This is a genomic window from Niallia taxi (assembly GCF_032818155.1).
GTDB lineage: Bacteria > Bacillota > Bacilli > Bacillales > Cytobacillaceae > Niallia > Niallia taxi_A.
The window spans coordinates 530,012-553,534 of sequence record NZ_CP102590.1 but is presented as its reverse complement, the minus strand read 5'-3'; the positions used below and the strand labels follow the sequence as shown (position 1 = coordinate 553,534).

Annotated in this window: 23 protein-coding genes, 2 pseudogenes and 1 other annotated feature; of the genes and pseudogenes, 19 read left to right on the top strand and 6 right to left on the bottom strand. The window is 34.2% G+C overall.

The features are described from left to right. The first annotated feature begins 279 nt into the window (after positions 1-279). A complete protein-coding gene (gene ltrA, locus NQZ71_RS21850; protein WP_455710047.1) occupies positions 280-2,091 on the top strand; it encodes a group II intron reverse transcriptase/maturase in 1,812 nt (603 codons plus the stop codon). Positions 2,092-2,296: 205 nt separating this feature from the next. Here the strand turns inward: ltrA and NQZ71_RS21845 are convergent, their stop codons facing one another. Continuing rightward, positions 2,297-3,151, bottom strand: a complete 855-nt coding sequence (locus tag NQZ71_RS21845; RefSeq protein ID WP_317012429.1) for a LysR family transcriptional regulator — start codon at positions 3,149-3,151, stop codon at positions 2,297-2,299. A 132-nt stretch (positions 3,152-3,283) separates the two neighbouring features. Between NQZ71_RS21845 and NQZ71_RS21840 the strand changes: the two genes are divergently transcribed. From NQZ71_RS21840 to NQZ71_RS21830, 3 genes and pseudogenes are all read left to right on the top strand, one after another. Continuing rightward, positions 3,284-4,024, top strand: coding sequence for an SDR family NAD(P)-dependent oxidoreductase (locus NQZ71_RS21840; RefSeq protein ID WP_317012428.1), 741 nt, complete (start codon positions 3,284-3,286; stop codon positions 4,022-4,024). Positions 4,025-4,362: 338 nt separating this feature from the next. Next, positions 4,363-4,515: pseudogene (locus tag NQZ71_RS21835) on the top strand (group II intron reverse transcriptase/maturase); the annotation flags it as partial. A 259-nt stretch (positions 4,516-4,774) separates the two neighbouring features. Further along, entirely contained in the window at positions 4,775-5,344 is a 570-nt protein-coding gene (locus NQZ71_RS21830; RefSeq protein WP_317012426.1) for a DUF6434 domain-containing protein, read from the top strand. Between the two features lie 89 nt (positions 5,345-5,433). Here the strand turns inward: NQZ71_RS21830 and NQZ71_RS21825 are convergent, their stop codons facing one another. Further along, positions 5,434-6,648 carry an MFS transporter gene (locus tag NQZ71_RS21825; RefSeq protein ID WP_317012424.1) on the bottom strand — a complete coding sequence of 405 codons (1,215 nt, stop codon included), beginning with the start codon at positions 6,646-6,648 and terminating at the stop codon, positions 5,434-5,436. 60 nt (positions 6,649-6,708) lie between these two features. Then, positions 6,709-6,989: a binding site (T-box leader), on the bottom strand. Between the two features lie 322 nt (positions 6,990-7,311). On the opposite strand from NQZ71_RS21825, the gene NQZ71_RS21820 reads away from it, so the two are divergent. From NQZ71_RS21820 to NQZ71_RS21790, 7 genes are all read left to right on the top strand, one after another. Next, positions 7,312-7,698: a collagen-like protein gene (locus NQZ71_RS21820; RefSeq protein ID WP_275008958.1), complete on the top strand. Its 387-nt coding sequence runs from the start codon at positions 7,312-7,314 to the stop codon at positions 7,696-7,698. A gap of 167 nt (positions 7,699-7,865) precedes the next feature. Next, positions 7,866-8,717, top strand: coding sequence for a protein-glutamine gamma-glutamyltransferase (locus NQZ71_RS21815; RefSeq protein ID WP_317012422.1), 852 nt, complete (start codon positions 7,866-7,868; stop codon positions 8,715-8,717). A 146-nt stretch (positions 8,718-8,863) separates the two neighbouring features. After that, positions 8,864-9,067 (top strand): YjcZ family sporulation protein, encoded by a 204-nt coding sequence (locus NQZ71_RS26255; protein ID WP_144454294.1) that lies wholly within the window; start codon positions 8,864-8,866, stop codon positions 9,065-9,067. Positions 9,068-10,163: 1,096 nt separating this feature from the next. Further along, a complete protein-coding gene (locus NQZ71_RS21805) occupies positions 10,164-10,640 on the top strand; it encodes a DUF2975 domain-containing protein (RefSeq protein ID WP_144454295.1) in 477 nt (158 codons plus the stop codon). 10 nt (positions 10,641-10,650) lie between these two features. Further along, complete coding sequence (locus NQZ71_RS21800) at positions 10,651-10,863, top strand: helix-turn-helix domain-containing protein (protein ID WP_317012421.1); 213 nt, start codon at positions 10,651-10,653, stop codon at positions 10,861-10,863. Positions 10,864-10,887: 24 nt separating this feature from the next. After that, positions 10,888-11,115 (top strand): hypothetical protein, encoded by a 228-nt coding sequence (locus tag NQZ71_RS21795; RefSeq protein WP_144454297.1) that lies wholly within the window; start codon positions 10,888-10,890, stop codon positions 11,113-11,115. A gap of 195 nt (positions 11,116-11,310) precedes the next feature. After that, positions 11,311-11,493 carry a hypothetical protein gene (locus NQZ71_RS21790; RefSeq protein WP_144454298.1) on the top strand — a complete coding sequence of 61 codons (183 nt, stop codon included), beginning with the start codon at positions 11,311-11,313 and terminating at the stop codon, positions 11,491-11,493. A gap of 109 nt (positions 11,494-11,602) precedes the next feature. Here NQZ71_RS21790 and NQZ71_RS21785 read toward each other — a convergent pair whose 3' ends face one another. From NQZ71_RS21785 to NQZ71_RS21775, 3 genes are all read right to left on the bottom strand, one after another. Further along, positions 11,603-12,937 (bottom strand): gluconate:H+ symporter, encoded by a 1,335-nt coding sequence (locus NQZ71_RS21785; protein WP_317012420.1) that lies wholly within the window; start codon positions 12,935-12,937, stop codon positions 11,603-11,605. A gap of 217 nt (positions 12,938-13,154) precedes the next feature. Further along, a complete protein-coding gene (locus tag NQZ71_RS21780) occupies positions 13,155-13,904 on the bottom strand; it encodes an SDR family oxidoreductase (protein WP_317012419.1) in 750 nt (249 codons plus the stop codon). Positions 13,905-14,137: 233 nt separating this feature from the next. Next, the gene (locus NQZ71_RS21775; protein ID WP_317012417.1) at positions 14,138-14,770 is read right to left on the bottom strand and encodes a GntR family transcriptional regulator; all 633 of its coding nucleotides are present in this window, start codon (positions 14,768-14,770) and stop codon (positions 14,138-14,140) included. A 427-nt stretch (positions 14,771-15,197) separates the two neighbouring features. Here NQZ71_RS21775 and NQZ71_RS21770 point away from each other — a divergent pair, with 427 nt between their 5' ends. Continuing rightward, complete coding sequence (locus NQZ71_RS21770; protein WP_317012416.1) at positions 15,198-16,130, top strand: HEAT repeat domain-containing protein; 933 nt, start codon at positions 15,198-15,200, stop codon at positions 16,128-16,130. A gap of 454 nt (positions 16,131-16,584) precedes the next feature. Further along, positions 16,585-17,448 (top strand): hypothetical protein, encoded by an 864-nt coding sequence (locus NQZ71_RS21765; protein ID WP_317012414.1) that lies wholly within the window; start codon positions 16,585-16,587, stop codon positions 17,446-17,448. Between the two features lie 395 nt (positions 17,449-17,843). On the opposite strand, the gene NQZ71_RS21760 is transcribed toward NQZ71_RS21765, so the two are convergent. Further along, positions 17,844-18,731: a LysR family transcriptional regulator gene (locus NQZ71_RS21760; RefSeq protein ID WP_317012413.1), complete on the bottom strand. Its 888-nt coding sequence runs from the start codon at positions 18,729-18,731 to the stop codon at positions 17,844-17,846. Positions 18,732-18,869: 138 nt separating this feature from the next. On the opposite strand from NQZ71_RS21760, the gene NQZ71_RS21755 reads away from it, so the two are divergent. From NQZ71_RS21755 to NQZ71_RS21730, 6 genes and pseudogenes are all read left to right on the top strand, one after another. Next, the gene (locus tag NQZ71_RS21755) at positions 18,870-19,616 is read left to right on the top strand and encodes an acetoacetate decarboxylase (RefSeq protein ID WP_317012412.1); all 747 of its coding nucleotides are present in this window, start codon (positions 18,870-18,872) and stop codon (positions 19,614-19,616) included. Positions 19,617-19,630: 14 nt separating this feature from the next. After that, positions 19,631-20,668, top strand: a complete 1,038-nt coding sequence (locus tag NQZ71_RS21750) for a ketopantoate reductase family protein (protein WP_275008968.1) — start codon at positions 19,631-19,633, stop codon at positions 20,666-20,668. A gap of 724 nt (positions 20,669-21,392) precedes the next feature. Beyond that, positions 21,393-21,707: pseudogene (locus NQZ71_RS26250) on the top strand (methyl-accepting chemotaxis protein); the annotation flags it as partial. A 410-nt stretch (positions 21,708-22,117) separates the two neighbouring features. Next, entirely contained in the window at positions 22,118-22,609 is a 492-nt protein-coding gene (locus tag NQZ71_RS21740) for a hypothetical protein (RefSeq protein WP_317012411.1), read from the top strand. Between the two features lie 167 nt (positions 22,610-22,776). Continuing rightward, positions 22,777-22,983: a hypothetical protein gene (locus NQZ71_RS21735; RefSeq protein WP_317012410.1), complete on the top strand. Its 207-nt coding sequence runs from the start codon at positions 22,777-22,779 to the stop codon at positions 22,981-22,983. 253 nt (positions 22,984-23,236) lie between these two features. Beyond that, positions 23,237-23,452, top strand: coding sequence for a hypothetical protein (locus NQZ71_RS21730; RefSeq protein ID WP_317012408.1), 216 nt, complete (start codon positions 23,237-23,239; stop codon positions 23,450-23,452). The last annotated feature ends 71 nt before the right edge of the window (positions 23,453-23,523 follow it).

The window sequence follows — 23,523 nt, the reverse complement described above, 5'->3', positions numbered from 1 at the left end:
CTATAATAGATATAACTCAACGTTGTAAACTGATAACGTGGAGGACTTACTTCTAATGAAACGATGACAAGGAAAGCAATAATGATACTAGTTACTGCATAACTTGTCTTTATATCAGTGAAAGTGGTGGCACAGTACCTATGAAATGTCTAATCCACATGGAGGGATAGCCACTAGACTAATAAAGATTTATTGAACCAAGTAAGGCAGTTCTTTATCGATTAATAAGGTTCTCGTAAGACTAAAAGAGGTTTAACTCCGAAAGGAGTCACCAACTTATTGAAACGGAAGAAATTGAGGCACAGCGAGTATTATAGTATGCAAGATTGTTTTGACAGACTATATTCTCAAAGTGTCAGTGGTCATAGCTTCTATGAATTAACAGAATTAATGAGTTCTCAAGATAATATACGACTTGCCTACCGGAACATTAAAAGGAACACTGGTAGTAAAACTGGTGGAACTGACAAGTTAACAATTAATGATATTTTGCATTTAACAGTAGAAGATGTAATAGCAAAGGTTCAATCTATGTTTAAAAGGTATGAACCACAAACAGTAAGGCGCGTATTTATTCCAAAAGGAAATGGGAAAACTAGACCTTTGGGTATTCCAACCATATGGGATAGAATTTTTCAACAGTGCATACTTCAAATTTTAGAGCCAATTTGCGAAGCAAAATTCCATAAACATAGTTATGGATTTAGACCGAATCGCAGCACGCATCATGCCAAAGCCAGACTTGAGTTTCTCATTAACCAATCGGGCCTATATCATTGTGTTGATGTGGATATTAAAGGATTCTTTGATAACGTTAATCATAGCAAGCTTTTGAAGCAAATGTGGTCTATAGGTATTAGGGATAAATCACTTCTTTCCATTATATCTAGGCTACTTAAAGCAGAGATTGAAGGGGAAGGAGTACCTATTAAAGGTACTCCGCAAGGAGGTATACTGTCACCTTTATTATCTAACATTGTGTTAAATGAATTAGATTGGTGGGTTAGTGACCAATGGGAAACGTTTGAAAGCAGATATACCTATTCCACCTCTGGTAATAAATATCAGCAGCTAAAGAAAACGTCGTTAAAAGAATGTTTTATCATCCGTTATGCGGACGATTTTAAGGTACTGTGCAGAACTAGGTCACAAGCAATAAGAATGAATTACGCATTGAGAGATTTCTTGAGAAAAAGACTGCAGTTGGAAACTAGCGAGGAGAAATCGAAAGTAATAAATCTAAAGAAAAACTCTTCCGAGTTCCTTGGATTCTTAATAAAGGCTGTAAGGAAAGGAAAAACAAGGTTTGGTTATGTAGCGAGGTCTGATATGTCCAAAAAGGCTAAAGAAAATACCTCCCGACAGATTAAAAAGGCTATAAAAGTAGTCAAAAGAAAACCTTGTGCTGAAACTGTTTGGAATTTCAATACTGTCGTTATGGGTATCCAAAACTATTACGCTTTCGCAACAAACATTACTATTAATCTTAATCAGTTAAACGCTCATCTTCGTAAATCGATATATAATCAATTAAAGAACATTAGAACAGAGGCAAGTATTCATGATATGACAAAAACCTTACAGAAGAGGTACAAGGGTTATAATGTGAGACTATTTAAGATACAACAGATGGTATTTGTCCCCATACATGCCCAGCGTTGGAGAACTCCACTGTGTTTCTCGCAAACGATTTGTAACTTTACTACCGAAGGTAGAGATAAAATACACAATAGCCTGAAAGCTATTGATAAAACAACGCTCTCTTATATCATGAAAAACTACATTCCAAACAGAACAATTGAGTACAATGACAACAGAATCAGTAAGTTTATCGCACAATATGGAAAATGTGCCATATTAGATGAAAAGTTAGGAATTAATGAATGGCACTGCCATCATATAACTCCTTTTTCACTGTCCAGAGATGACAGTTATTCAAACTTGATTGTTGTTCATAAAGCAATACATCAGTTGATACATCTAAGAGACAAAGTTAAAATAAAAAATCTTTTACAATCTTTAAATCTAGATAGAAAGCAGAAAGAAAAAGTAAATAAACTACGATTAAAATGTCAAAATGAAATTATCTAACATTGGAATCCAGCACTCTAACTGCTTAAATACATAGAAAACAATAAATTGGTTTAGTTGGAACGCCGTATGCGGTGAAAGTCGCACGTACGGTGTGAACAGGGGGAAAAGGGAGCGATAACCTCAAACCCTTACCTATCTGTATTAAGTGAATTCACTCACAAAGATAGGCAGTATATAGTATGACTGCCTAATATAACCACTGTTAACTTTTATTGTTGTTTATTTGCAAAAAGCGAATGAATTTTTTTAGACCCGGTGTTTGCTGTTTTTTATTCTTGATTAAAAAGTCTACTTGTATTCTCTTAGGTAATTCTGTGAATATGATTTCCTTTGTACCTTTTCGATTTTCTGCAATGTCTGCAGGTATTATGCTAATACCTAGTCCATCATGAACTGCTTGAATAATGGATTCTAGTGAATCAAACTCAATGATATTGGAACTATGAAAGTTGCTTTCTTTGGACAACTCCAATAATTGTTTTCTATATATGCAATTTACATCACTATTAACTATTAACGTATAACTAGAATTAATGTCAAAAGGATTAAGTTTAGGAGTTATTAGTACAATTTTCTCAAAGTAACTATAAATAATATCGCAATTAGTTATATTTTTGCTACTATTTACAAATATACCATCAACTTCACCATAGAAAAGCATTTCTTCTAACGTCAAATTATTATTTGTTCTTACCTTCACATCTATATTATTATATTCTTTTAAAAAAGAAGAAAGTAAGTGAGGAATTTTAACTGCAGAAATTGTTTGAGAGGCCCCTATCTTTAATGGTTCTCTCCATTTATTAGGATTAACAGCTGTCTTAGCTTCGTCTATTAATTGTAATATTTCATTTGTATAATCTAATAATTTTTTCCCTTCTTCAGTCAATGTTACTCCCCGATTATTTCGCATAAATAACCGAACACCTAGTTCATTTTCTAAATTCTTTATCCGTTGACTAACATTTGGTTGTACATATCCTAACTTTTCAGCAGCTTTAGATATTGATTGCAGTCCTGCAACGTGTTTGAAAATCTTTAATTCATGACTTTCCAATAGTTTCACCCTTCTCGTAGGTATCATTTTAAATGATACCTAATTCATTATTCTGTATTATACTCTTCATTTTAAAATAAAGCATAATGTAATAGTACAAATAAATTAAAAATAAGGAAGGAAGGTCGTGAAATGAAATTAATAAATAAAGTAGTAATCATTACTGGTGGTGGCACTGGAGTAGGAAGAGCTACAGCTGTAAAACTAGCAGCTGAAGGTGTAAAAGTGGTGATAAATTACAACCAATCTGAAAATGAAGCTCTTAAAGCTGTCAATGAGATAAAACAAAATGGAGGGATAGCTATTGCTTATAAAGCAAATGTAGCAAAAGAAAAGGAAGTAAAGGAATTAGTATATCAAACTGTTCAAACTTTTGGATCTGTCGATGGCTTAATAAACAACGCTAGTATTACAGCTCAAATAGCTATGGATGACTTAGATACTGTAACAGATGAAATATGGGATTCTCTTTTCAGTGTAAATGTGAAGGGAATGTTCTATTGCATAAAGGCTGTTGTTCCTTATATGAAAAAACAACAATCTGGAGTAATAGTAAATATAGGAAGTGTAGCAGGAATTACTGGTATAGGTTCATCCATCCCATATGCAGCAACAAAATCTGCTATACACACAATGACAAGGTCATTGGCTATCGCATTGGCACCTTCAATAAGAGTTAATAGTATTTCTCCTGGAGCTGTAGAAACAAGGTGGTGGGCTGGTAATGAAAAGAAAATGTATCAACTTGCAGGTAAATTGCCACTTCAAAGGATTTCCACACCAGATGATATAGCAGAAGCTATAATTTTTCAACTAACTCAAGAGTCTATAACGGGGCAAGTATTTACTATAGATAATGGTCAAACCCTCTAATTAAGAGGGTTTATTTATAAGGACAGAATAATCTATCATTTCACATTTATTCATCAAAAAAAGCATTCTTGGATTAAATAAAGAGAAGAATTTCTTATGTTATAAACGTGGCAGGTGTGCGGCCGAGCATAGGTCGTATCATATAGCGGGTGGGATTCCCGCCGAGTAAGAACTAGCCATTCGTTCGTAGCGAGTCTTGGAGGATTAAAGGTAACTTTAGTCTTTAAGCTTAGACAGTTAGGTAGCGTGCCACAAGCCATATGGTTGAAGGGATTGAGCTCCATAAACGTTTGTAAACTGAGAGGGCTGATGCCTTACCTGCGTGCAGAAAGCAACATGGGAGGTTTGCGGAACATAACGCAAAAAGAATAGGAAATAGCAAACCAGCAAGCTTTGATTTTCTTGGATTTACCCATTTTTGCAGCAAAAGTAAACAAGGGAAATTTCGTGTAAAACGGAAGTCGAGCAGGAAGAAAGTCCAAGGTAAACTCTGCATTTATATATAACGAGAGAAAGTTCGCTGAAACAAACGACAAATGGAAAATAGCTTATGAAAGGAAGAAACGGGGCAGCATTCCTGTAATAAGTGAAAATGCGATTTGATTGAAAAAAGCCCTCTTGATGAATTTATACTTAAGATTAAGCCGCATTTTAATGTGGCTTTTTTACATATCATTAGTTAAAATATGGTATTATTTAAAAAAGAACAATTGTTCTATAATGTAGAATGAAAGTGAGGGGGGTAATCTTATGCGACCTGATTTAACGAAAGATATAAGTGTAGAAAGTTTTAAAGATTTCTATTGGTTAAAGGAAGAATTACAGTCTTTTTGTAGAGAAAACGGTATCAGTGCTTTAGGTTCTAAAATAGAGATTACCAATAGGATTGAAATATTTCTTCGGACAGGGGAAATAAAAAAACCTCAAAGAAAATCAAATACGAATAAGAAGCTTCCACCTCAAGAAAACTTAAGCTTGGATACAGTCATCACCGAAAACCATCGTTGTAGTCAAAATGTAAGAAAATTTTTTAAGTCAGTTGTCCCAAAATTTCACTTTTCCACCTTTATACAAAACTTTATTAAAAACAATGTAGGAAAAACATATCGTGATGTTGTAAAAGCCTGGAATGAGGAAGAAGAACGATTGAAAGATCCTTCCTATAAGAAAATCATAGCACCTCAATTTGAATATAATCAATTCATTCGTGATTTTTTTGCTGATCCCAAGAACCAAGGTGTAAGTCGTGAAAAAGCGATTAAAGCCTGGAATGAAACCAAGAAACAGCCGGGTAACAATAAATATTTAATTACTAAATAGTAAAAACGTGACAGGATATTGGAAGAACAGATTTGAGTGATAACTTAAAAATAGTCCCTTTCTACTTTAGAAAGGGACTTACTTGGTTTTTATTCCAGCACCTGTTCATGATAATTTCTTTTAGACTTAGTACTTACAAAAATAATGATTATTAACCCTAATACTAAGAAAGCTACCGATCCAAGGATATAAATGGGACGAATGTCAAACTGCTCAGCAGATAAACCGAATGTCATTGTCAATAATATAATTAAACCAGCTTCCAGAATTCCTAAAATACTGGAGAACCTTCCCATAATCTCTACAGGGACATTGTTTTGATAGAAAGTTAAGAACCCTATGTTTGCGAATGACAAGAAAAAAGTTAAAGTGAAGAATCCGATAGATGCCCATATAAAATCAGTTGAAAAGGCAAAGATTATGTAGCCAATAGGTGTGAAGAATGCACCAAGTCCAATTAGAACATTTAGTTTTAATTTGTTTGCGAATAAAGTATTAACAAGTGAACCAGCAATGATTCCAACTCCTGCAATACTGACTAGAAATCCATAGGTACTATCAGATAATGATAGTACTTCTGTAGCAAAAGCTGCTTCTAAAGAATCTAAGGCAGTCATAAACACTGTAACTAAACTAAATAGAACATAAATGAGAGTCACATAGACATTAGTTTTACTAAATTGAAATACGCTTTTCCAATCGTTTAAGATTAATGCAATATTGATCTTTTGTAAAAGTATATCTCCCTTCTTTATTTCTACATTTGGAAGTAGCAGTATGACTATCGCTGATAAGATTAACGCAAAAGAATTCAGCAGAATAGCTAGATTTGGAGTACCAATAATAAAAAGAAATCCTGCTATGGAAGGTCCGAGTATAAATCCACATGAATTAATGAAGTTTCTTAAGGCATTAAATCTTTGCCTATTTGTTTTTGGAATTAACTTTGTCATGTAAACCATAGTAGTTTTTATCATTAATATAGTGTTAGCTATATTAATGATAAAAACTACTATGTAAATTAGAAAAAGAGACTCAAAAAAAGGCAATGTAAAGATAAATATTGCTCTAAATAAGTCAAGAAAAATCATGAGGTTTCTTTTATTAAATCGATCAATAAAACTTCCCGACCAGAGATTTGTAAACAAGGTGGCGATAGGCAGTAGCATATATAGTAAGGAAATGGATAACGGTGACCTCGTCATATCTAATATAATTAAATTTAATGCAATTAAGTAAACCCATGCACCTATATTTGAAATTCCAATTCCACATAAAAGTAAAAGGGGATTTTTCCATTTCATTCTAATAACTCCTCAATATAAGTTTTAAAAACAAAAAAATCTCACCTCCAAGGAATACTCCTTGAGGACGAGACTTCTTATATTTAAGAAGATCGTGGTGCCACCCCAGTTTATTTCTGTGTTACCACAGAAACCTTTTCGAGTACTACAAGCCAAATTAGTGGAATGTTTATACTCTTTCTCTTTAACGGAAGAAAACCGACATATAATCAATATCAGAAAGAAATATCCTATATGCTGCTCTAAGACTTGGTTCAGGGTACAATTACATCCTCCATTTCCAGCAACTGGAGTTCTCTGTTATGCTTTTGCACACTTACTCTTCTTTTCATTGCATTTATTAAAGGGGATTATACAATATTTAACAGAATAAATATAGTATAAAAAAATAAAAATTGAGATTTTACCTATGTAACAATCATGGAAGCATTCCTGTAATAAAAGAAATAGCGAAAGACAAATTTGTGAAGGAATGTACTTACACTAACAGGGGGGAGTTGAACAAGAAACACGAAAAACCAAAGTATTTTTGTGTTTTTATCTTTTAAGTAATATCAACAATGAAATTTAACAGCCTAAGTTTTAGGCGAATAAGCTTCACAAAAAAAAGTAAAACATACAATACCTTTAGGATTTATTTAAAATAAGGTGGCGATATTTCAAATGTATCAAAATATAAATTATGATCGACAATTTCTGAATTTTCTATTTCCACAATCTCCAGGCCCATCAGGTCAACCTGGTTTTGGAGGACCTGGTTTTGGAGGACCATCAGGTCTACCACCATTACAACCTTCACAAGCTCCAACAGCTCCTCCTCCACCATTTATTCCTCAACAAGCAGCTGCTTCACCATTCGCTGTGGATCCTGGAGCAATAAGATTATGCCTGTTTCGTAATACTTTTATTTGGCTAAGTAATGGTACAGGATTTTGGTTTTATCCAGTATTCGTAGGCCCAAGATCTGTGGCTGGTTTCAGATGGACTGGTAGGGGTTGGGTGATTTTTGGTATTGACACAAGAAGAATTATTTCATTTACATGCTACTAAATATACAGGGTGATGCTTTAATTAGAGCATCGCCCTTTTACTTAGGTAGAAACTATTTATTATGCAAGGATAGCTTCCTGCTAACAGGATTTGCTCTATTTTAAAAAGAAGATGGGAATAAGTTATGTTTAATACAGTTGGAAAAAGCAGAGAATGGAGGAACAAGAGTGATACAAGTAATGGGTAAATCCTTTGAATTCCAAGAAAATTTGGAATTAGATCAAGTTGAGAAAAACATAATGCAATTTATGCAAGAAGATAATATTGTATATTCTTATAATTCTTCAAGAGAATTACTATTTGAAATAAAAGTACGGAAAAATATTATTAACAGCGCAAGAGCAATGAATGAAGCCAGGCCTGAATTTACTATTTTCGAGCAAGCTCGATGTAACCCAAATTACTGGAAATTAACGAAGGCTGGTGGTTTTCTACTGAGACCGGATGTTAGGCCTTCTGATGCAATTATGGACATTTTTAAGAACAGTTCGCTGTATGCGTTTGAATGTGCTACAGCTTCTGTGATTATCTATTACTATGCTACGTTACAGACCCTTGGTCATCATATATTCAATGCTTATTTTCAAGGACTTTATCTTTACAGCTGGCATACTGATACTGACCTCGGTCTCGTTACATTTCATTCAAGTGGTTTTTTACCTGGTGACATTGTTTACTTCGATAATCCCGACTTTAACCCACAAACACCTTGGTTTAGAGGGGTAAATGCCATACTTCTCGATGACTCAAGCTTTTTCGGACACGGATTTTCTATTAAAACTAATGAAAAAATAGTTCAGGTTCTCAATAAACAGAGAAGGCAAGGGAGTAATCGTTCCGCAGCCCTAACAAGTTTGTTGACAAGACCTTCTTTTTCTCGTTTATCAGCATTGACAAACAGACAACCGACTAGCATTGACTTCAAAATAAAACAGCCTTTCGTACACCATAACCTCAGTTCCATTTCATTACTAAATTACAATAATTATTTAATTTCATTGGGATTTCAGTTCTTCTAAGACAAAAATAGCATAAGTACCTTATTCGATAAATGACATTTTTAATTACCAGGTAAAACACCCATTTTTCAGTAGACGGGCTCCATTTTCATATCTGAGAGTATTATGTAGTGAGAAGCTTACTTAAAAAGAAAGGATGTTTAAATATGTATGCAAATGTGAACGCGCCTCCAACAGTCGGTGCGAATGTACCGCCTCAGCCCACTACGTCTCCTGCTTTTGTTCAATCATTCCCTACCTATACAGCACCAGCTTACAGTTATGCATGTCCGACATATCAAAATAATAATTTTGTCTTAATTGTCGTGTTATTTATTCTATTAATCATTGTTGGAGCATGTCTCTGTTAAATATTTTTTCTGCTTAGGCAGAAAAAAATAGCTCATTTGGTGTTATAAGTTGTAACATGAGGATTTACAATTAAGATGCAAGAGACTATAGAAAGTGCCTCTAGAAATGTTGTGAAAGCTAATAAAAAACGTAAGAGATAAAGCGGGGGAGTGCATTCCTTTTTAAAGGGGAGTGCTTTTCTTTGTATGCGAATAAGTAGATTATTGAAAAAGACAATTTACATATGTTATTTATCAAAAAAGCTTATTGATTAAAAAATTTACTTTTAGTAACGGATAAAGATAAACAGTAGTAAATATGTTGAGATGTTGCCCTGTATAAAAGGTGCTAAGAACATTAACATCTTCATTTTCTAAGACAAATAGCGCTTATAATTAGATAACTGTGTGAACTGTCTATTTAGAGATAAGTGAATGCTTATTAAGAAGGGTTAGCCAATAAATTTTTAAAACCATGTTATAATAAGTGTAAAAAGGGACTGAAAAGAGTGAAATTACTTAATCATGTCACTTGTAAAAGAGAACGATACTTTTGGCTATCTATGACATTATTCCTTGTGGCATAGTCGTCTGGATGCCTTATTTGGCTTTTAAAATACAGGCACCGTATGGGATGCTTACTTTAATTATTAACCCTGTTGGAATGATTTTAGGAATACTCTCTAACACAAGATGGTTAGCCTTATGTAATTTATGTATGATATTTAGTTTCATTCCCGTTGTGTTTTTTGTATATCTGACTAAAGGTTATATTCCTATGTGATCGTTGTTTTGATAGGAAAATAAAATACGAATTGATAAAAAGCGGTATTGCTAAATATAGCAAAAAACTGCTGTTTTATATCTTATACAATAAGTGAAGAATTCAGGTAATAAGATACTGTACTTTATCTTATTAATAAATGTCTTAGTAAAATGTCTAAACTCTTGGAACATATGGGGTTTAGGCCTTTTTTTATTGAAATTTAGTCTAGATTTTTTAAAGATTAATAGGCTCATTACAAAATGTCTTTCAATAACTAATTAGTAAAAATCAATAATAATTTATTGTAAAACAATAAATTATGTGTTAAATTCATTTGGTGAGGTGTTTTAAATGAAACGAGGGTCTACGTCCTTTTTAAAATTAGCTGTTTTTCTGTTAGGAATTCCGATTTTAGCTTTAGGGATTTTTGGTTTAACTTGGTTACCCACACATGCTGCAAATCCAGATTATGCGGAAGTTTTATATCCCATTGTTACGATCATGTATGCATCAGCTGCCCCTTATTTCTATGCGTTGTATCAGGCTTACCGACTTTTAAACTATATTGATAAGAACAACGCATTCTCAGAAGACTCAGTGAATGCGTTAAAGTGGATAAAACTAAGTGCAATGGTCATTAGCTGCTTATATGTATTTATGCTTCCATTTGTTTTTTTTGTAGCACAGCTAGACGATGCTCCAGGATTAGTTCTTATTGGCATGGTTCCTGTTTTTGCTTCCATCGTTATTGCGGTGTTTGCTGCTGTCCTTCAAAAGCTTCTGAAGGACGCAATTGAACTAAAAGACGAAAATGAGCATACGATATGAGGTGGAAAATATGGCAATTGTAATTAATATAGATGTGATGCTAGCAAAACGAAAAATGAGTGTGACAGAGCTTTCGGAGCAGGTCGGTATCACTATGGCAAACCTCTCCATTCTAAAAAACGGGAAAGCTAAAGCGGTGCGGTTAGCTACATTGGATGCGATTTGCAAGGCATTAAATTGCCAGCCTGGCGACATTTTAGAGTACCGTCAAGATGATAATTAACTTATTTTATAAAGAGGTGATAGTATGAAAGTTTTCGAGAAAACAAGTGGGTTTTATAGTAATGATAATCATGCAAATCTTCCGCTAGGATTGGCCATCATCTTAGATGGATGTAGATACACTATATTTAGTGTGGATGAAGAAAATGATGTAATTACCTGTGTGTCACGAACACATGGATTTACCTATTTGGAGTTTGAGGAGCTGGAAGCGTTCTTAGAGGAAGGCAGAGCATTTCTGGTAATAGATTAAAATGGCCCATTGCAAAGAAGTGTCTCCAGAAAAATAGTTGCATAACCATATCAAAAGTATAGTGCTTGTTTAGGAGTCCGCATGTCCATTTGCAATTCTTTGGATAAGAGGAAGTGAGAGGGAAATACCTTTTATCTGTGTTTAACAAAATGGAGGTTTTCTGGTGCTCGCTTAAAGGTTAGAACAATTTTTGTAGTGATCGAGACAGCGAAAAAGGACTGGTTTACTTGGGATTATAATCTCAAGGGTCAGACAATGATTGAAGAGATGGAAACTATTAATTTCAACATAGTTGTGCAATTGATTGTGAATGCCGGTGATGCAGTTGATTCATCTGCAGCATTTATGCAGGGGACGAGCTTGCATATAATTCAATGAAAAAAAAGACAGGATTACCTGTCTTAAGATGGAATAATGGGACGTTTACATAAAGATTTTATGTATTTAATAGCTTCATAACTTTCTCGCAAAAAACCGCTTGCATACTTTAAATAATCACACCCAACAGCAACACACACAAAAGCCCTGTGACAGAAATCACGGTTGTCAGCACACTCCATGTCTGAAATGTTTCCTTCATGCTTAAACCAAAATACTCTTTTACCATCCAAAATCCTGCATCATTAACATGACAGAATATGACACTGCCTGCTCCTGTTGCTAAAACGACAAGCGCTGGGTTTACCGTGCTTAACGTCAGTAAAGGGGTGACGAGCCCTGCTGTTGTCAGTGCAGCCACTGTTGCAGATCCTAAGCAAAGACGTAAAATTGCAGCAATCATCCAGGCAACTAAAATAGGGGACATATTTGTTTCGCTGAATAATGTTGCCACATAATCACCGACACCGCCGTCTACAAGGACTTGTTTAAAGGCACCGCCGCCTCCGATGATTAACAGCATCATGGCAATCTGTGCAATAGATTCAGAAAGTGTACTGCCAATCTCTTTCATTGGAATCTTTCTTGCATATCCCATCGTATAAATGGCGATTAAAAGCGATAACAGCATGGCTGTACCAGGTGCACCAATTAATTCAACAACTTCCTTCACTGTAGATTCCCCAGGCATTAGCAAGGAGAATATCGTTGCAAGCCCCATAAATATAACAGGAAATAGTGATGTTAATACACTGATGCCAAAACCAGGTGTGTCCTCTAATGCAAATTCTTTTTGAGGACCTAATGCAGCTAAGTTGCCGCTCTTATTATAAGCATTTGGCAATACCTTCATTGCGAACTTATTAAATAGCGGCCCTGCGACAATCGTTGTCGGAATTGCAATAAGTGTACCTAATAATAATACTTGACCAATGTCTGCACCATAAGCAGCTGTAATCGCAGTTGGTGCTGGATGTGGAGGCAAGAAGCCGTGTGTTACGTTTAATGCCGCTGCCATTGGGATTCCTAAATATAGAAAAGGCAATTTTACTTCCTTCGCTATTGCATAAATAATTGGAATTAATAGTACGAGTCCAACTTCAAAAAATAAAGCAATCCCGATAATAAAGGAAGCAACAACAACAGCCAGCTGTATTCGCTTCTTGCCGAATTTATTAATAAGGGTAATGGCAATTCTATGTCCACCACCTACATCAGATACTAATCTTCCAAGCATTGCGCCAAGTCCAAAAACCAAAGCTAAATGCCCCAATTGGCTGCCAATACCAGCTTCTATTGTCTTTACAATTTCCGTTAATTCCATTCCAAGCCCAACAGCAACTAAAAACGAGACAATCACCAGGGATACAAAAGTGTTTAGCTTCATTTTCATAATAAGGAATAATAAAATAAGGACACCAAAAGCAACAATTAAAATAGGCATAGTATTACCTCCAGGAAATGGTATAGTCAATCATGATAAAACGCTTACATAAATGCGTGATTTTACCCTGCTTAGAAGACAAGCAAGGCATCATTTGATTATTACTATAGGACCCTTTTTTAATGGGCATATTTAGATAAATCATTATCTTTTCCTGCAATTTGTTGCTAATTTCTCATAAATGAGAAAGACCTAATTGTAGAAAGCTACCCATAATTCAACGGCCCAACCAGCCTCCATCTACTGCCAATAAATGCCCATGTATATAATTGGAAGCCTCTGATGCCAAAAATACAATTGTTCCGCTGAAATCTTCTGCAGTTCCCCAGCGGCCAGCAGGTATGCGTTCAAGAATTTGTTTATTGCGTGATTCATCTGCAACTAACGCTTCATTCATATCTGTAGCAATATAGCCAGGTACAATCGCATTAACATTAACATTTTCCTTTGCCCACTCATTAGCTAATGCTTTAGTCAGCTGAGCCACTCCGCCTTTAGCAGCAGCATAGGCAGGAACAGTTAATCCTCCTTGAAAGGATAGAAGGGATGCCATATTAATGATTTTTCCTTGTCTTTGCGGAACCATATATTTACCTGCTTCCTGACATAGCAGCCAAACAGTTTTCAGATTCACATTGATGACATCATCCCAGTCATCTTCAGTAAACGATATTGAAGGGGAACGACGTTGAATGCCTGCATTATTAACAAGAATATCAATGCTGCCTAGCAGCTCTACAACTGTTGGTATGGCCCGCTTTACTTGAGCTTGATTTTCTAAATCGCAGGGCACGATAACCGCCTTTTTGCCAATTGCTTCAATTTCCTTTTGAACGCTGTCATCCTCCGTATTCCTTTGGAGCAACGCAAGTGTTGCTCCAGCTTCCGCTAAAGCTAGTGCCATTTGTTTTCCTATGCCTCTTGTCGCACCTGTTATTGCAGCGACTTTTCCATCTAATCGAAACATCGTAGCATTTCCTCCTTCATAAATCTGTTAATCATTGATAAAAAGAAACCGTTATCATTTTGTTGTTAAACAACATTTTTCATTGGAGATCAACACCTCTTTATGTAAAGATTATATATAACTAGTAACATTATATATAATCTTTAAGGGCGTGTCGATGCATATTATATATAATTTTAAGTTATATATATAATGATCAACACTCTACCTTTATACTATTGAGCACAAAAGACTTACAGAACCATTTTCATAATATGCTGCCTAAATACTTCCTTGGATTTTTGAATATCCTTTTGCTTTAATACTTCTACTAGCTCTAAATGGTATGTATGCACTTCTTGAGGCAGTATTCTGATTTCTGGATTGAGAATGGTAATATAACGCTGAATATGACTATTCAGCATGGACCATATTCTATCGAATGTTGCTATTTCTGCCCAAGCAATAATGGTGCGGTGAAATTCCATATCCAATTTAGCCTGAAGCAAATAATCCGGCTTTTCATTCTTCATTTGCTCGACAATATCATACAGCACTCCAAGCTTTTGATTTGTCAGATTTGGCGTGACTATTTCAATTGCATCTGTCTCAATGGATGCTCGCAACGAAAAAATGTGATACATTTCAGTCTTATTTATCTCTGTTACAAAGGCACCTTTATACTTAACTGTACGAATAAGTCCTTCTTCCTCTAAGCCTCTTAGGGCCTCCCGAACAGGAACTTGGCTAATCCCAAGTCTTTTGGCAACCTCTGTTTCTACGATCCGTTCACCTGGTTTTAATTTATTAATAATAATTTCGTCACGAATAATTTTCTTCACTTGATCTTTTAACGATATTGACGAATCTTCTTTTAATCTATCCATATTTATACCGTTCCTTTTCAAATAATAGGTTATCTGGGTCGTAAGTAGTGAGTTCAACATGTTTATTACTTTATTATATATAAACTTCCCTGAAATTGTCTTTAATCAGTGGGAGTTTTCATTAAATTAGCAGGAAAACACAAACCATTATAAAAGGAATATGAAAATTACATCTGGAGGAAAGAGATATAAAAGTGGAAAATACCTGCAGTAAATTATCTATATTTGGAACTGACAGTTTTTTTATTAGAAGGAGTACATGAAATGACAAATGTAATGAAGATATTCCTCTTTAATATACGAAAAGTAAAGTGGCATAAATCCTAAGGTGTGAGGCTTAAGCTTTTTTTAGAAATATAATTGCAGTCAGCTTGATACACACTTATTATATAATAAGTTTAAATAATAATGAGTAGAGGTTTCTATCATGAATAAGAAAGAATTACAGGATTTAATCAATGAAATGGATGGAGAGGACACTATTTATAATGAAGAGGATGGAACCTACACAAATGAGGGAGCTCCTTCTTGGAATGCCTATGAAAAGGTTAGGGAATTGACAGACACAACCTATATCTCTTATCTCATTGACATGTTGAAAACAAGCAAAAAAGAATCGCTCAAAAGTAATATTTATTTTGCTTTAGGAAAAATTGGAGCAAATACAGGTGATAAACGTGTAGTAGATATTCTTTTAAAACAGATTGATAAGGAAACAAATAAACATACGTTAGAAAGCATACTCATGAGTATTGAAGAACAAGCGGTTATACCAGACGCTTCTTCCATTATTAAGTGTTTAGAAGATGACAGATGGGTGGTAAGACATTCGGCGATTTCAGCACTTGGAAGATGTAAAAGTTCAGACGTAGAAGACGCTCTTATAGAAGTGATTACAAAATCGCAAGATGAATATGATCTTTATTATGCACTTGGTTCTCTTAGTAAAATTGGGTCTGCAAAATCCATTCCATATATCCTCCCATTATTCACGAATACAAAAGGAGAAGTAAGACGTTCTGCTGTCTCTGCACTCGATAGTTTAGGAGGGGCAGCATACCTTCCACTATATATAGAGGCTTTAGGCGACCGTTCCCCTCATGTAAAAAGCTATGCTCTGTTAGCAATTAAAAATCATGGTGATAAAACGGCTATAGATGCTGTTTATAAACGAGTAAAAACAGTTTTAAGTAAAAAGCGAAAGATAGATAGTGATGAGCTAGTGCCAGCTTTTGAATTCCTAAATCAGTACAAAAATGATAATGATAACGTTCAAAAATTATTAAATTGGATTAAATTAAAAAAGTGGGATTTTCTTTCAGAGAGGGAAAAGGAAGGTTTTAAGAAGGGAGGTAATTAAATAATTTAATTCTAATGTTGACAGAAGTAAATCATAAATATTTATGTTTGAATATAGAGTGAAAAAATCTAAAAATAATTCCGCTGCTTTTTACGCAGTGGAATTTATGCTTATAAGGAAAGAATAAACCATTTATTTTTGTTATAATATGGATAAAAAGGAGATGAGATACAATAAATAATAAAAGAAGCTTCATCTTTATTATTCTATTTCTTGTACTTCCGATAACATTTATGCTTAGTTCATTTAGTTGGCGATACGTATTTTTGCATATAGAATTATTAATAATTGCTACAGATTGCTTTTCTATTTTAGGTATTTATTATGTGATTGTTAGCCTTATCTTTTCATTTAGTTTAAAAAAAGAGAATTCGCGTTTGTGACAGAAATTTAATCGTAATTTAGGTTCTTCGTATTTGTTAAAGTGAACGAATTTACCAATATAGGTGATGTAATGTATTTAAAAATAATAATTGTTGGTATTGTATCTCTATTGTGGTTATTGGCGTGCAGTAACGGGGAACGTAATGTGGCTTCAGATTTGAACTCCGAAAATGATGCAGTAGAGAACCAAGAAACGAATACTGATAATGATGCTGTGGAGAATCAAGAAACAAAAGCTGAAAATGATACAGTAGAAAATAAAGAACAAGAAACGAACGATAATAACGGTGCAGTAGAAAATCAGGAAACAGCACCAAATGATGAATCAAAAGTACTTTATAAGGAAAACAGCTTCACTTCAAAACAATATACAAAAGGCAATATTAATGTAAGTTATCCGCAATTAGCTCATGAAGATTCGGGTAAGGCAAATAAAATGAACAGTGTAATAACAAAGGATGCGAGTTATTATTTTGAAAAAGATTATTATGAAGGCTATACAGGAGAAATCAAGTACCACATTCCATTTGTAAATGATGAGTTTGTTAGTATAACATATGAAGGGTTACTTACGAGTCCAATCAACAGCTATCCGATAAACTTATCTTATTCAACACTTGTAAATATGGAAACAGGTGAAAAAATAAGGTTAAATGATTTAGTCAATCTTGATGATGCGTTTGTTAAAGCGTTTAAACAGGGGGAAATTGTTACAGATCAATCCTCTGAATATAAACAGGAAATCCAAAAGTATATCGCAGGCTTAGATAATCAAGACCTACTTAAGAAATTTTTAGAAGCAGATAAAATGAACTTTCCTGAGGTATTTGTTTATGTAACTGAGGATTCAATTGTTGTCACAATAGCTGTAGTCCATGCATTAGGTGACTTTATAAGTGTGCAAATATCAAAGGATAATGTGAGCTTTAAATAATTTCTTCATTAACCAATTGTAAGCAAAAAGAGGCTGGGACTAAACAAAAGATAAACTTTCTATACACGAATAATAAAAATTACATCTAAATTTGAAAAATGAAGCACGACTAAATAGAATATGGGTTTAATATTAGTTCGTTTCATTGCGCGCTCGTCCTCTCGCTTTCTGCGGGGAGAAAGCTGAGCCTCCTCGTCTTCGCCTGTCGGGGTCTAAAGCGTCCTCTATTTCCCTTAGTAGTCGAGTGTCCTCCGGCTCCATTCCACTAAGATTTCTAATCATTGTATTAAAACTAAAAAACGGAACTATTTAATCGTTTTTTTGATTAAATAGTTCCGTTTTTACGTAGATTCACATACTTTTGTCCCAGCCTCTTTTTGTACATCTATTTATATTTAATCCACCTTAAACATTTTAATATTCTCTTGATAATAAGCAATAATAAAGTCTTTAAAGCTTTTTTCTGATGAGGACAGCAATTTATTTCTCATCCATGACAGACTGACTGAATAGGAGGGGGAAATGTCTGCGATTTTCACATAATTTAACTTTAATTGCCTACAGACTGAAATGGGAAGTAGTGCAACCCCTTGATTTACTTTAATTATTTCTAAAAGTAAGTAGGAATCTACCTCAAAAATGTTATTCGGAACAAATCCATGTTTTTTACAAAGATTTGTAGTGAATTCGCTGTATTCCTCATTATCTGCCAAAGCGATAAAAGGCTCATTTGCAACCTCACTTAATGATAGTTCCGTTATACCCCTATACTTATCGGTATGCGGCAAAACAAGCACAATATCTTCTTCTACTAATAAACAACTCTCTAATTCGTCGTCTTCGATCAGATGACCAGATATCCCTAAATCAACGTCCCCCTTTTTTATGCTTGAAATAATGTCACTTTTGGCTTTTATTCCTTGGTGAATCGTTGATTCAGGAGAGGTATTAATATAGTCGCTGATTAGTCCTGCAAGAAATCTTGGGTTGGAGATAGCGATTTTTATCGTATGAGACATTTTATCCTCTTCTGCTTGAATTTCCTTTTGTGCATTTTCAAGCTCTATAAAAATTCTATCAACGTGCTTCAAAAAAATTCTTCCGGAGGAGTTCAATTGAATATTTCTCCCATTCCTATTAAAAAGCGCAGTTCCTAATTCATCCTCAAGTCGTTTAATAGTCAAGCTTAAAGAGGGCTGGGCAATATTTAACTGGTTAGCCGCATTTGAAATATGCTCTGTATAAGCAACTGTCTGAAAGTATTTGAGTTGTAGTAATTCCATTGATTTGAAACTCCTTTATTTATTTCGATAAATATATATATATCTTAATATGTATTAGATTAAATGTAAATGCAGATGTAAGATAATTACATAGTTTAGAAAAAGTAATAGATAAAACTTAGGAGAGGTGTCATTTTAATGAAAATAGATGTAAACAACATAGCACAAAATCTCAATACACCGTTAACTGCACCAGCTTATCCTATGCCGCCGTATAAGTTTGTGAATCGCGAATATCTAAATATTATTTATCGCACAGATGAAAAAGCCTTACGTGCGGCAGTGCCAGAACCTCTTCAAATTACGGAACCATTAGTCAAATTCGAAGTTATGTGGATGCCCGATGTTTCTGGACTTGGTGCTTATACGGAGGCTGGACAAGTGATTCCTGTCAACTTTAATGGAGAGGAAGGGGATTATGTGCATTCTATGTATGTAGACAACTTTCCAGCAATTGCAAGTGGACGTGAACTAACTGCTTATCCGAAGAAATTAGGGGCACCTAAGTTATATACAGATTCTGATACGCTAGTTGGAACATTGGATTACGGATCCCTTCGAGTAGCAACCGCAACAATGGGGTATAAGCATGCCGAAATGGACAAGGATAAGGCTAAAAGTGAAATTTGCCGTCCTAATTTTATGGTGAAAATCGCAACCGATTATACGGGAGAATTGAGGATTTGTGATTTAATACGAACACAAATAACAGATATAAAAGTGAAAGAAGCATGGACAGGTCCAGCTCGCCTACAATTATTCGAACATGCATTGGCACCTCTGGCAGATTTACCTGTGTTAGAAGTCGTTTCAGCATCCCATTTTGTTACGGATTTAACCTTAAATGCTGCACAGCCTGTATATAACTATCTAGAGGAAAAATAAGGGGGATTTTTATTATGAGAATTGCTGTTTTAGGAGCAGGTTCTTTAGGAACTATCGTGGGTGCATATCTTAGTGCAGGTGGAATGGAGGTTGAATTAATTGATACATTCGAGGCACATGTAGATGCATTAAATCAAACAGGTGCTAAAGTGATTGGTACACATGAGTTTCAAGCAAAGGTGAAAGCTATTACCCCAGATAATAAATCTGGCAAATATGATTTAGTTTTACTGCTGACGAAACAATTATTTAACAACTCTGTTCTTAGTGAGCTACTGCCGTTTTTAGATGAGGATAGTGTAGTTTGTTCCTTACAGAACGGTATTCCGGAGAATAATGTTGCATCCATTGTCGGTAAAGAGCGTGTAATTGCAGGTTCTGTTGAGTTTGGCGCAACGTTTATTGAGCCTGGAGTATCCAGCTTAACAACCGAATATACTCAATTTAAAAAGTATGCCTTTCAAATCGGTGAATTAAATGGTGAAACAACAGATAGAATCAAGCAAATTAAAGCTGTGTTAGACCTTGTGGGCGGAACACATATATCTGACAACTTAGTTGGAACGAAATGGTCCAAACTACTTATCAATAATGCGTTCAGTGGGTTATCCGCAGCATTGAATGGCGAATATGGTGACATTCTCGATAATGAATATGGCATCACTAGCGCCGTTCATATTGCAGATGAAACGATTAAGGTTGGTCACGCTATTGGGGTTACATTCGCAAAAATGAATGGTTTCGATATCGCTTCATTAGAAGTAACAAATGAACAAGAAGTTCCTGCACGAGTTCAAACCTTTAGGACAGTAATGGAGCCTTCAAGACTTTTAAAGGCAAGTATGCTACAGGATCTTGAAAAAAAACGCAAAACTGAAATTGATTTCATCAATGGAGTTGTTCCCGAAATGGCAGAAGGTACAAGTATTTCAACGCCATTTAATGACATGGTTGTTAAACTGGTTAAGTCTGCGGAAGATTCTCAAACTGTACCTGATTTTAAAACCAATATAAAAAACTTTGAAGAGCTAATAAATAAACACAAGATGTAACCAGATGAAGGGATTGCTATGGCAATCCTTTTTTGTCTGCATAGCTGTTTACTGCTATAAAGTGTTCCGATAATTAATTCATTCCACAGCTTTTAGGGACTTTTTAAAAAAACTTTTAAAGTAAGCGCTATAGCTAGTATTCCTGTCCTTAATAGTTAAGTGTTTTAACCGATATATATGAAAGATATAAAGAAAGGGGCAAAAATCATTGCATAATTCATTACAAACTTTAGTTGATTTAGGACCTATAATTAAAGAAACAACAGGCAAAACTACTGCGATTATGATTACAGATTTACAAAATATCATTTATTTCTCACCATCAACAAGTCTTCCTCTAAATATAAAAGTTGGCGATCCTGCTTTTGTACCAGGAAATGAACTTTTAATTCGTGCGTTGAAGGAAGCGAAAAAAGTAGAAGAATATGTCCCGAAAGAAAGTCTTGGTATTCCCTTTTTCTCCACTGTAACACCAATTAAAGATAAAGAAACAAAAGAAGTTGTAGGTTTATTCTCTATAAGCAAGACATTAGAAGTGGAAGAAAAACTGGATCGGGAATTAAGTTCATTAAATGCAATAATCAGCACACTTCATGAAAAAATCCAAATTGTCGCTGCACAATCAGAAGAATTATCTGCGACAAGTAATGAAATTACTTCCCAGGCCATTAAAGCAAATGATAATACACAGCAAATCGGAAATTTAGTGAAAATCATTGAAGGAATCTCAACGCAAACTAATTTATTAGGATTAAACGCGGCAATTGAAGCAGCACGATCTGGAGAGGCTGGAAAAGGCTTCGGAGTGGTTGCAACAGAAATAAGAAAACTTTCAGAGAATACTAAACAAGCAGTTGGAACAATCGGCGGATCTTTAGTTGAAATAAAAAATAGCATTGAAAGTTTGAAAATCAGTATCGAGGAAGTAAGTGCATCATCTGAAGAACAATCCACTGTAATGGTAGATTTCTTAGAGGAAATGCAAAAATTAGAAAAACAAAGCAAAGAGGTTTTTGCTTATATGAAAGAGTTAATTTAATTAAGGGGAAGTTACCTTGTAACCACATTTTAAAAAATGGTATACACTAATTAATATCTTTATTTCAAAATATTGCATGTTAGTGTTAATTATGTAATTTGTAATTGATGTAACAGAGGTGTTAATCCATTATGGATTGACGCCTTTTTCTAATGATTAGTCAGAAATAATTTGGAGGTTGCTTGTTTTAACTAGCTAACTAATAACCTATTAAATGGTGCTTTTCTCGACAGAAGAAAAGCTCTTTTGATTTCTAAAAGGATAAAATAAGCGTCTGTTCGTTAAGGGCTTGATATGAAAATGGGTGTATTTTGGTTAAAAGTATATAAAGTTTAACAAACCAGTCATTTCTGCTAAATAATTAATGTTAAAATTATAGTAATGCAGCAACTTACTTCAGAGGTGATTTCATGCTAGGGATAAAAAGCTACAATCCTAAACTTTACACAGAACTATCTCAAATAATAAAGGACCAGAAAATTAGACTACATGGTCTTAAAGGTAAAATGATAAAGGATATCTTGGTTGCATGGGAAGAATATAGTGATGAGTGGTTTAATGATTTACCCGTAATAATTAGGTTTGAAGATTGCCAGTTGGAATTGTGTGCATATAAGAGTGGCGAATACGCTATAACATTTGATCAAATAGATTTAGCGGAGGAAATTGATTACTATGGTACCGATTTCTTGCTTAGATGGGAACAAAATAAGTTAATGCAACTTGCTGAATTTATTAACAAACGCATAGATAAGGTAGAAATTATTGAATGCTTCGAACAATTGACTGGAGTCGGTTTACACCTTGAAGAAGGCTATTTGGCTGTTTGTAATGGTTTGGATGAAAATGTGATATATATAAATAGAGTAGAAGGAGCACAATATAAATTTACGGAATTATGAAGTAATATTTAAATCAATTAGCCTTTCATTACAAAGGCGATACTGTTTTTATTTTTAATCCTTAAAGATATTCTAGAAAAGTATTAAAGAACTAACTGGTTACTTGTTTGAAGACTATTATTTGGGGTAAATTAAAAGGTCAATCTATTAAAAGAGAGGGAGTTCGTATGAATAAAAGGCTTATCCTCCTTGATATACAAACATTAAATAATGAATTATCTAATAATAGAAAACGTAGTATAAAAATCATAAAAAGGCTGCAGCAAGAACCAACAAACCTTATGCTCAAAAGAAGACTGAAGAAAATAAAGTTAGATAATGAAAATATAAGCAAAAAACAGAATGAATTGTGGAAGCTTTATAAAGAAAAATGATAGCTATATACATAAGCAATGTTTGCATTTTGCAGAAAACCTTCGTATTTTAGTAGATTTTTAGGGAGATATTTTAATCTTCAAATATAATTTAAATATAGTAAAACATAAAACTGCCTATGGGGAGTTTTTTTTTGTTTGATATACAATTTATAATTCTTCCAATTTCCTGATTAGGAAATACATATTTATCCATATGAAGATTTGTAGTAAACTGGTAATTATATTATCCTTTCATATAATGGAGGACGAGATGAACGAAAAAAATCATACAAAAACGAAAAAACAACAAAAGGTACAAGGGATATATAGAGAAATAAAAAGACAGCAGCAAGAGGATGTTGCAGAAGCGGGTAGTACATTTGGAAATATTATTGTAAACATTTGTGTGGTTATCATTCTTTTCTTTTTTGTAATGAGTACACTATTTGATCTTGGTGTTCAGGTTCCAAGATTTTTTGGATATTAATTTTTTATCGAGAGCCATTAACAAGCACTCTACTTAAGGATAGCTTAAACAAGCCCTATTAATAAGTACTT